Annotated in this window: 8 protein-coding genes; 7 read left to right on the top strand and 1 reads right to left on the bottom strand. The window is 75.8% G+C overall.

The features are described from left to right. Both ABT023_RS28495 and ABT023_RS28490 read left to right on the top strand, forming a co-directional pair. Positions 1 to 293: phosphatase PAP2 family protein (locus tag ABT023_RS28495; protein ID WP_350889712.1), on the top strand; the 293-nt coding region annotated here is incomplete at its 5' end. Positions 294 to 745: 452 nt separating this feature from the next. Then, the gene (locus tag ABT023_RS28490; RefSeq protein WP_350889710.1) at positions 746 to 1,480 is read left to right on the top strand and encodes a hypothetical protein; all 735 of its coding nucleotides are present in this window, start codon (positions 746 to 748) and stop codon (positions 1,478 to 1,480) included. Between the two features lie 136 nt (positions 1,481 to 1,616). On the opposite strand, the gene ABT023_RS28485 is transcribed toward ABT023_RS28490, so the two are convergent. Further along, a complete protein-coding gene (locus ABT023_RS28485) occupies positions 1,617 to 2,849 on the bottom strand; it encodes an ATP-grasp domain-containing protein (RefSeq protein WP_350889709.1) in 1,233 nt (410 codons plus the stop codon). Positions 2,850 to 3,307: 458 nt separating this feature from the next. On the opposite strand from ABT023_RS28485, the gene ABT023_RS28480 reads away from it, so the two are divergent. The 5 genes from ABT023_RS28480 to ABT023_RS28460 all read left to right on the top strand — a co-directional run. Beyond that, positions 3,308 to 5,755: an ATP-binding protein gene (locus ABT023_RS28480; RefSeq protein ID WP_350889707.1), complete on the top strand. Its 2,448-nt coding sequence runs from the start codon at positions 3,308 to 3,310 to the stop codon at positions 5,753 to 5,755. A gap of 346 nt (positions 5,756 to 6,101) precedes the next feature. Then, positions 6,102 to 7,250 carry a PLL family lectin gene (locus tag ABT023_RS28475; protein WP_350889706.1) on the top strand — a complete coding sequence of 383 codons (1,149 nt, stop codon included), beginning with the start codon at positions 6,102 to 6,104 and terminating at the stop codon, positions 7,248 to 7,250. Between the two features lie 177 nt (positions 7,251 to 7,427). Beyond that, positions 7,428 to 8,459 (top strand): 3-oxoacyl-ACP synthase III family protein, encoded by a 1,032-nt coding sequence (locus ABT023_RS28470; RefSeq protein ID WP_350889705.1) that lies wholly within the window; start codon positions 7,428 to 7,430, stop codon positions 8,457 to 8,459. Then, positions 8,456 to 9,193 (top strand): glycosyltransferase family 2 protein, encoded by a 738-nt coding sequence (locus ABT023_RS28465; protein ID WP_350889704.1) that lies wholly within the window; start codon positions 8,456 to 8,458, stop codon positions 9,191 to 9,193. Before ABT023_RS28470 ends, ABT023_RS28465 begins: the two co-directional genes overlap by 4 nt. Positions 9,194 to 9,226: 33 nt before the next feature. Beyond that, positions 9,227 to 9,682: AMP-binding protein (locus ABT023_RS28460; protein WP_350889702.1), on the top strand; the 456-nt coding region annotated here is incomplete at its 3' end.

Here is a 9,682-nt window from a genome sequence, read left to right as displayed (position 1 = left end):
TGGCCGTCGCGCTCGTCGCGGCCACCGCCGGGCGGTGGCGCTGGCTGTGGCTGGCGCACCCGATCGCCACGGTGCTGGTCGTCGTCGGCACGGGCAACCACTACTGGCTGGACGGTGTCGTGGCCGTCGCCCTGCTCGCCCTGGTCCTGTTCCTGCTGCCCGGGCCCGTCCCCGCCCGTCGGCCTGCCGGCGGACCCCGGAGCGACCCCGCCGCTTCGGGCCGGACGGCGGGACCGGCCCGGTGCCGGGCGGCGTCCCGACGCGGTGCGCGGCGGCGGGTACGGGCGCGGTGAGGGCGTCGGCCGGGTCATCCGGGCCCAGTAACTTTCGTCACAGCCTGCAATCGGCCCACCGGGGCCCGAGGCGACTGGTCCCACGGCGCGGATTCCCCTTTGCCAGCGGGCATCACCGGGCTTCCGGTGCCCCTCCGGCGGCACTGGCGGCGGCCACGGAACTGCTCGACCCTGTCTACGCAGAGTGACGGACTGCGGCCCGTTCGGGCCGGTGGTGGCCCATCGCGGGAGCCGGCAGGTGCCCGGGCTTGTGCGGCTCACTACCCTGTTCATGTTCATCGTGCATGGGCACCCGTCGACAGCGATAAGGGCTTCAGATGACCCACAGTCAACCTCCGTACGGAGGGCAGCCGGACCCGAACGTGACTCCGTGGAGCGGGCCGCCGGCCCCACCGGCTCAGCCGGGCGGATACCCTGCCTACGGCCAGCCGCCGCCGCAGTACGCCACCCCCGTGCCGCCGCCGCAGAAGTCGAACCGAGGGCTGGTCATCGGGCTGTCCGTGGGCGCCGCCGTGGTCGTCCTGCTCGCGTTGTGTGGCACCGGCATCGGGTTCTTGCTCGTCAACGACGACGAGGACCCCAAGCCGATCGCGTCCGCGCCCGCGAACCCCACAACCGACCCGCAGCCGGGCACGGACAACTCGGCGGAGCCGCGGCCGTCCGAGTCGCAGGAGCAGCCGAACAACAACAACAACAATGCGGTGACCGCCCGCTACTCCAGCGAGCTGTCCGCGGTCTGTGACGGCGGCCAGATCCTGAACGCGGCACCGTACAACGGCCCGTCCGGCGCCAAGGCGTACGCCTTCTCGAACTCCCCTGACCGGCCGTCGTCCTGGTCGTCGAAGTCGGTGAGTTCGAGCAAGCCGTACTACGCCAAGTCGGCCGACTTCCAGACGGTGTCCGTGGTCGGTTGCCTGAAGGTCGTGGACGGCAGCGAGGGCGCGCCCAAGGAGTGCAACTACAAGGACAGTGCGGGCAAGACCGTCACCGTCTCCTACATCTCCTCGCGCTACACGCTGACGTTCTACGCGGCGAAGACCGGCGAGAAGATCGGCGACGGCGGCACCGTGAGCGCCCCGGCCAACCGTTGCCCGAGCTTCATCTCGTACAACAAGGCCACCATGAAGTCGTACGCCGCGCCGGACAGCGGCAGCATCGAGGCGGCGCTGGACAAGTTCCTGTCCTGAGTCGGCCCGCCGGACCGGGAAGGAGCGGGACACCGCCCCTCCCCGGTCCGGGCGACCAGCCCGGCGCCCCGCTCGTCGGTGGCCCCGCCGCCGAATCGGCGCCGACCGCGAGCTGACCGGGCGGGGACGGGATGGGTCAGGCGGCGTCCGGCGGCAGGATGCGCAGGCGCTCCTGCACCGCGTCCAGCGCTGCCAGGCACTCCTCACGGTCGTCGGCCACGACCGTGGCGTAGGCGACCCGGCCCACCATCGTGCCCTTCGGCGGCGGCGACAGTGTGGCGCCCGGCTCGGCCAGCACGACGAACCGGTCGACCGCGGACGGCAGGCCGCCGTCGACGTGCACCGACCCGACGGCCGTGTCGTCGTGCGCCGGGTAGAAGAAGCGGATCGCCGCGACCCGGGCCTCCGGCGGCACCGTGCGCGGCTGCCGGCCGCAGGCGATCGCCGCCGCCGCCAGCCCCGGGTCGGTCCCACCGACGAGCAGCCCGAGGTACGGGATCAGGTCCCCGCCGACGCGCGCGTTGACCTCGATCACCCGTGGGCCGGCGGCGGTCAGCCGCAGCTCGGTGTGCGTCATGCCGTCGGTGAAGCCCAGCGCGGCGTGGGTGTCCCGCAGCACGGCGAGCAGCTCCGGATCGGTCAGCAACGGGTCGGCGCCGTCGACGAGGTGGCCGACCTCCTCGCAGTACGGCGCGAAGCCGAGCTGCTTGTGGCCCACGCAGATCGGCCGCACCTCGCCCCGGAACACCGCCGCGTCGACGCTGATCTCCGGCCCGTCGGCGTACTCCTCCCACAGGATCCCCCAGTCGTCGGCCGGGACCTCGGGCAGCGCGGCGTGGCCGGTGTCCGCGGTCGCGAACCCGGCGGCCACCTCCGCCGGCGAGCGCACCACCGTGACCCCGATGCTGCCGCCCAGCGCGCGGGGCTTCAGCACGGCCGGGTAGCCCGTCGACCGGCCGGCGGCCAGCGCCGCGTCGACGTCGGCGACCGGCAGTGAGCGTGGCTGCGGCACGTTCCGGGCGGCCAGCGCCAGCCGGGTGCGGTGCTTGTCCCGGCAGCGGGCCACCACCTCTGGGGCGCCGCCGGGCAGCCCGAGCGCCTCGGCCACCCGCGAGGCGCCCAGGATCCGGGTCTCGTCCCAGCAGATCACCCCGTCGATGCGGTTCTCGGTCGACACGGTGCGGGCGGCGGCGGTCATGGCGTCCACGTCGAGGGTGTTCAGCAACGTCCAGCCGTGCAGGTACTCCCGTTCCCAGGCCGGTTCCCGGTCGCAGAACAGGTGCACCCGGTAGTCCTGGCTGATGCTGTTCAGCAGGTACTCCCGGAACCACTGTCCGCCGGGGGTCACCACCAGAAGCTGGGGTTTCATGCCGGTTCTCCTTCGTCGTGGCGGGGGCGGCGGCGAAGCCGAGGGCCCTCGCGACGGCCCGACCGGCGACCAGCAACCGGTTGGCCGTCACGGCCGGCCGCATCAGTCGCACCGCCCACCCGGCTCGTCAGGAACTCGGGGGAGCACCAAACCGCAGGAGCACCGTCCACGGTAGCGGCTCAGGGGCGGCCTCGCTGTCCGTTGTCCGGCAGTCACGGACGCCCCGACGCGACCGCCGTCGGCGGCGGCCGTCCAACGTGCTGCCGGCCTGCCCGCACGCAATCGCGGCGTCCCCGACCATCCGTCCACTGTGGTTACCGGAGCCTGTCGGCGGGCGGTCGGCCGGGACGTCGGCGGCGGCGGTCGTCCATACCCCGGCGGTCGGGACAGCCCCGGCCCCGGGTGGCTACCCTGACCACAGCTCATCGAAGCTCGTCCGTGCGTCGGGAAGGTGGGACGTGGGGGAGACCGGTCGGGACGCGCTCGTGGTGTTCGTCGGCGAGCTCACGCGGCTCCGGACGCTCGCCGGGGGACCGTCGTTGAACACGCTGGTCGCGGTCGCCGCCGGGCTCGGGCGGCCACTCGCCCGGTCCACCCTCAGCGACAAGCTCAACGCCAAGTCCCTGCCCGAGTGGGACTTCGTCGTCGCGTACGTCGACGCCTGCCGCGCCCACGCCGAGCAGGTCGGCGCCCGGCTGCCGGCGGAGCTGACGGAACTCGCCCGGTGGGAGGACGCGCACTGGCGTCTGTTGCGGGCGGTGGACGCCGCACGGGCCGGCGACCGGCTCGGCGGCGCGGCCCGGGCCCAACTCGGCCGGCGGGCCCGGGCCGTGCCACCGCCCGAGCCGGTCGGCCGGGACCGGCGGACGCCCGGGCAGTGGATGGTGCCCCGGCAGCTGCCCGCGGCGGTGCCGCACTTCGTGGGGCGGGCGCCCCAGCTCGCCGCGCTGACCGCGCTGCTGGCCGACCCGGCCGCTGCCCCGGGCCCGGTGCTGATCTCCGCGATCGGCGGGACGGCGGGGGTCGGCAAGACCGCCCTCGCCGTGCACTGGGCACACCAGGTGGCCGACCGGTTCCCGGACGGGCAGCTCTACGTCAACCTGCGCGGGTTCGACCCCGACGGGAGGACGACGAGCCCGGCGGAGGCGCTGGGCGGTTTCCTGGAGGCGCTCGCGGTGCCGCCGGAGCGGATCCCGACCGGGCTCGCCGCCCAGGCCGGGCTCTTCCGCAGCCTGCTGGCCGGCCGGCGGATGCTCGTGCTGCTGGACAACGCGCGCGACGCCGACCAGGTGCGACCGCTGTTGCCCGGCTCGCCGGGCTGCCTGGTGCTGGTGACCAGCCGGCACCGGATGCCGGGCCTCGTCGCCGTCCAGGGCGCCCACCCGCTCGCCCTGGACCTGCTGTCCGCCGCCGAGGCCCGCGAGTTGCTGTCCCGACGCCTCGGCGCGGCCCGGGTGGCCGACGAGCCGGACGCGGCGGACCGGATCGTCGGGGCGTCGGCGGGGCTGCCGCTGGCCCTGGCCGTCGTCGCCGCGCGGGCCGCCACCCAACCGGAGTTCCCGCTCGCCCGGCTCGCCGACGAGCTGGACGACAACCGGGGCAGCCTCGACGGGTTCTCCGGCGGGGAGGCCGCCGCCGACGTGCGGTCGGTGCTGTCCTGGTCGTACCGGAGCCTGGAGCCGGCCGCGGCGGCGCTGTTCCGGCTGCTCGGACTGCATCCCGGCCCGGACCTCTCCGTCGTCGCCGCCGCCGGCCTCGCGGCCACCACCGTCGCGCGGGTTCGGGAACCGCTGGCGACCTTGACCCGGGCGAACCTGCTCGCCGAGCCCACCCCCGGCCGGTACGCCCTGCACGACCTCCTCGCCGTGTACGCCGCCGAGCTGACCCGGACCACCGACCCGGAGCCCGTGCGCCGGGCCGCGCTGGGCCGGCTGCTCGACCACTACCTGCATACCGCCCACGCCGCGGACCTGCTGCTCTACCGGCACCGCGACCACATCGACCTGCCGGCGGCGGACCCCGGTGCGGCGCTGTCGGACCTGCGCGACCGCGACGAGGCGTGGGCCTGGCTCACCGCCGAGCACCGGGTGCTGCTCGCCGCCGTCGCCCTCGCCGCAGGCAACGGCTTCGGGGCCCACGCCTGGCAACTCGCCTGGAGCGTCAACACCTACCTCGACCGGGTGGGGGCCTGGCAGGACCAGTCGACCGCTCAACAGTTGGCGCTGCGCGCCGCCGCGCAGGCGGGCGACCGCAACGGCCAGGCCCGGGCACACCGCAACCGCGCCGTGGCGTGCCTGCGGCTGGGTGCCCACGACGAGGCCCGTGCGCACCTGGAACAGGCCGTCGACCTGCACGGTGCGCTCGGCGACCACGTCGGCAGCGCCCGGACCCAGCTCAACCTCGGCATCCTGGCCGAACGGCAGGGCAACCACCGGCAGGCCCTCGGGCACGCGCAGCGCGCCTTCGACCTGTTCGAGACCGCGGGTCACGCCTACGGCCAGGGCAACGCGCTCAACAACATCGGCTGGTACCACATCCAGCTCGGGGACCACCGGCGCGCGCTCGACTACTGCCGCCGGGCCCTCGCCCAGCAGCAGCGCGCCGGCAACCGGTACTGGGAGGCCCACGCCTGGGACAGCCTCGGCTACGCGCACCACCACCTCGGCGAGGCCGCGGAGGCCGTCGACTGCTACGAACGAGCGCTCGCGCTCTGGCGGGAGGCCGGCGAGCGCTACTTCGAGGCCACCACGCTGACGCACCTCGGCGACACCCGCCACGCCGCCGGGGCTCCCGGGGCCGCCCGCACCGCCTGGCGTCGGGCGGTCGACATCCTCGACCGACTCGGTCACCCGGACGCCGACCAGGTCCGGGCCAGGCTGGCCCCCGACGCCCGGAGCACCCCCTGACCGCACCGGCCGCCGGGATCCTGCCCGACCCGGGCTGACCCGGCTGACCCGGCGCAGCGACCGGTGCCCCAGCCTGAACGATGACGCAAGCGCGGGCCGTCCGGCGGATTCCCGGACGCCGGACGCCGGGCGGCCCGACGCAGGCGCGGGTTTCCCCTGGTCAGCGGCCCGTAGCGCGGGCGGGCGGGTGGCCGGGGAAGGCGACTCGGGGCGCCGGACGGCGGGCTGCGGAGCTCCGCCGGATGGGTGTTCGCACAGATGGCTACCCGTTCAGCCGGTTTCCCGCGATGACCTCGTCCGGGCCGAGAACCTGTCCTCCCGGTACCCGGCGAACGGAGAGGACATCGTGATATCCACCCGCTTCCGGCGCCCCCGCGTCGCGGTGGCGGTCGCAGCCGCACTGGCTCTGACCGTCACCTCGACCGGGGCGCCACCCGCGCGGGCCGCGCAGGCCGCGGCATCGCAGGTCGTGAGCTTCACCGTCGGCCAGGACGGGCGCCTCTACCGGGCGTCGACGGCCGGCATCACCCCGTTCGGCAGCACGCCGGTCGCCCCGCCGGGGGCGGGCGTCGCCGCCGCCCGGCAGCCGGACGGCAACGTCGCCGCGTTCGTCATCGGCACCCAGGGCGGGCTCGTCGCCGCCGTCACCAGCTCGGCCACCTCCAACATCAGCGTGTACCGGGACGGGGCGGCCGGCCTCGCCCCGCCCGGCGCCCAGGTGAGCTCGGTGACCGACTCGGCCGGTTACGTGCACGTCTTCTTCGCCGGTACCGACGGGGCGATCTACAGCACCTCCTACTACCGGCAGGTGCGGCCCGGCGGCGGCCCCCAGCGGGTGTCCGCGCCCGGCCTCGCGCCGCCCGGGGCGGTCGTCGCCGCGACTTGGCAGTCCGCCATGCCGGGGGTGGTCTTCGTCGGCGCAGACGGCGCGCTGACCTCGGTCTGGCGTACCTCCGCCGGCACCTGGGCGACGATCCCGGCCGGTCCGGCCGGCATGGCGCCGCCCGGCGGCGGGGTCGCCGTGGCCGCCACGACGGGGGTGCAGGCGTACGTCGCCGGGCTGGACGGCCGGATCTGGCAGGTGGGCTTCGCCTTCGGCCCGCGCCCCGAACCCTGGCAGCCGGTGGCGATCACCGGTGCCGGCGCGGCCCCGGCCGGCGCCCGCCTCGCGGCGGCGCAGTTCACCGGCGGCCCGTCGAACGTGTTCTTCGCCGGCTCCGACGGCGCGGTCCGGGTGGTGACCAACATGGCCGGCGGGTGGCAGCAGTCGGTGACGACGGCGGCCGGTGCCGCCAAGCCGGGCGGCCCGCTGGCGATCGTGGCCGTCGACGACTACCTCTACTCGGCCTGGTGCGGCAACGACCTCTGGTGGTGGCTGTACTGGTGGTGGCGCCGGCCGCCGCCTCCGCCGCCGTGGTGGGGGGAGTCCCTCACGCTGCCGCTCACCCAGCCGATCGAGTACGGCGCCGAGGTCGCGATCACCCTCTACCGGTAGGCCGCCGACCCCGCGACCCGGTCGCGGAACGGCCCCCGCCGGACGCCCGCCCGGGCCCGTCCACCGCCACCGCGCGGCCGGGCCCGGGCGGTGGCGGTCGCGTGTCCGGGTCGCCACCCGGCGAACATGAGCACCCCTACTCATCCGCCCGCCGGCGGCGTTGGGCAAGCTCAACGCATGATCGCCCCCACGTCAGCGTCGCCTTCCGCCCGGGAACGAGTGGGCATCACCGCCGTCGGCGCCAGCCTGCCCGACCATGTCGTGCCCACCGCCGAACTGCACCGCCGCATCGCCGAGGCCAGCGGCCTGCACCTGCCGGACGGGCTGCTGTCGCGGATCACCGGCATCTCCTCCCGTCGGATGGCCGGCGACGGGGAGTACGCCTCGACCCTGGCGGTCCGCGCCGCCCGGCAGGCGCTCGCCGCCGCCGGCCGCGAACCGGAGGAGGTGGACCTGCTGCTGTTCGCCTCCGCCACCCGGGACGTCGTCGAGCCGGCCACCGCACACATCGTGCAGGCGGAGCTGGGCGGCCGGGCGCACGCCCTCGACGTCACCAACGCCTGCAACAGCTTCCTCAACGGCATCGACCTGGCCCGGTCGGCCGTCCTCGCCGGCCGCGCCCGGCGCGCCCTGGTGGTGACCGGCGAGACACCGACCCGGGCGATGCGCTGGCAGCTCACCGATCTCGACCAGGCCCGCAGCGCCTTCGCCGGTTACACGTTCGGCGACGCCGGGGCCGCCGTGCTGGTGGAACCGGTCGCCCGGGGCGGGATCGTCGATGTCGACACCGAGACCTGGTCCGAGCACTGGACGGTGGGCGGCATCCCCGGCGGCGGCTCCCGGCATCCCCGGGGCGACGAGCACACCTACTTCACCGGCGACGGGCGGGCGCTGCGCGACGTGTTCGAGAAGATCGGCACGGACATCCTGCACCGGGTCCGGCACCGCACCGGGCTGGACTGGGCCGACTACGCCCGGGTGCTGGTCCACCAGGTCACCCTGCCCTACCTGGACCGGTTCGTCGAGGTGACCGGCGTACCCCGGGACAAGCTGGAGATCACCGTGGCCGAGCTGGGCAACCTGGCCAGCGCCACGCTCGGCGTGCAGCTCGCCCGCGTCGACGCCGGGCTGCGTCCCGGCGACCGGGTGCTGTTCATCGGCCTCGGCGGCGGCGTCAGCGTGATGACCATGGTCTGGGAGAAGTCGTGACCGCGCTGTGGGTGGTCGTGCCCGCCTACAACGAGGCCGCCCGGATCGGGACCACCCTGGACGCGCTGTCCCGGCAGACCGACCTCGACTTCACCCTGCTGGTGGTGGACAACGCCTCCACCGACGGCACCGCCGAGGCGGTCCGCCGCTTCGCCGCCCGGTCGCCGGTGCCGACCCTGCTGGTCGAGGAACGGCAGCGGGGCGTCGGCGCCGCCGTGGACACCGGCTTCCGGCACGCCATCGCGCACGGGGCGACGCTGCTGGCCCGTACCGACGCCGACTGCCTGCCCCGGCCCGGCTGGGTGGCGGCGGCCCGCCGCACGCTCACCGGCGGCGCGGCGATGGCCTGCGGCCGGATCGAGGCCCGGCGCGACGAGCACGGCCCGTTCGGCCGCGCCGTGTTCCGCGGCCTGGTCGCCGTCGCCGCCGCCTTCGGCCGGCTCCGGCCCGCCCACCGGGGGCCCGGCTACCTGGCCCCGTACCGGATGCACGCCGGCAACAACATGGCGATCACCCCGGCCGCCTACCTCGGTGCCGGCGGCATGCCGCGCCGCCCGTCTCCGACCGACCGGGAGTTCCTCAACCGGGTACGCCGCCACACCGGCGACATCGCCCACGACCGGACCATGGTGGTGGAGAACTCGACCCGCCGGCTGCGGGCGTACGGCCTGCGCCGCACCGCCGCCTGGTACCTGGACCGGGGCAGCGGCCGGCTGTCCCCGGACCCCCGCTGACCCGACACCCCGCACCAGGAGAGCGAGTTTCCGATGCTCGACGAACTGGCCGCCGCGCTGCGCCGCCACCCGGACCGGCCGGCGGTGCTCACCGCGGCCCGGTCCGGCCGGCCCCGCACTCGCGCCACCCGTGGCGAGCTGGCCGACCTCGCCGACGGGTACGCCGCGGCCCTGCACCACCACGGACTGACCGCCGGGGACACCCTCGGCGTGGCGGTCCGTCCCGGCGCCCGGGCGCTGTCGATCCTGCTCGCCGCGCACCGGCTCGGGCTGCGGGCGGCGGTGCTCGACCCCAGCGCCGGCCCGGAGGTGCTCACCGCGCGGCTGGCCCTGGCCCGCCCCGCCCTCGTCGTCGCCGACGCGGCGGCGCAGGCGGTCGCCGGGTGCCCGCGACCGCTGGCCGGCCCGGGCCCACGAGGGCGGGCCCCGCAGGCCGCGCACGGCCCGCGCCGGACCGAGGTCGGTGCGGCTCCCGGCGACCGCCCGGCC

It is taken from the genome of Micromonospora sp. NPDC002296, assembly GCF_040296145.1.
Taxonomy (GTDB): domain Bacteria; phylum Actinomycetota; class Actinomycetes; order Mycobacteriales; family Micromonosporaceae; genus Micromonospora.
Note: the sequence above shows the minus strand (reverse complement) of the source record. Positions and strands in the feature narration are given on the sequence as shown.

Excerpts from the sequence above, each read along its gene's own strand:
- ABT023_RS28485 (WP_350889709.1), bottom strand. The coding sequence starts at position 2,849 with ATGAAACCCCAGCTTCTGGTGGTGACCCCCGGCGGACAGTGGTTCCGG.
- ABT023_RS28470 (WP_350889705.1), top strand. The coding sequence starts at position 7,428 with ATGATCGCCCCCACGTCAGCGTCGCCTTCCGCCCGGGAACGAGTGGGC.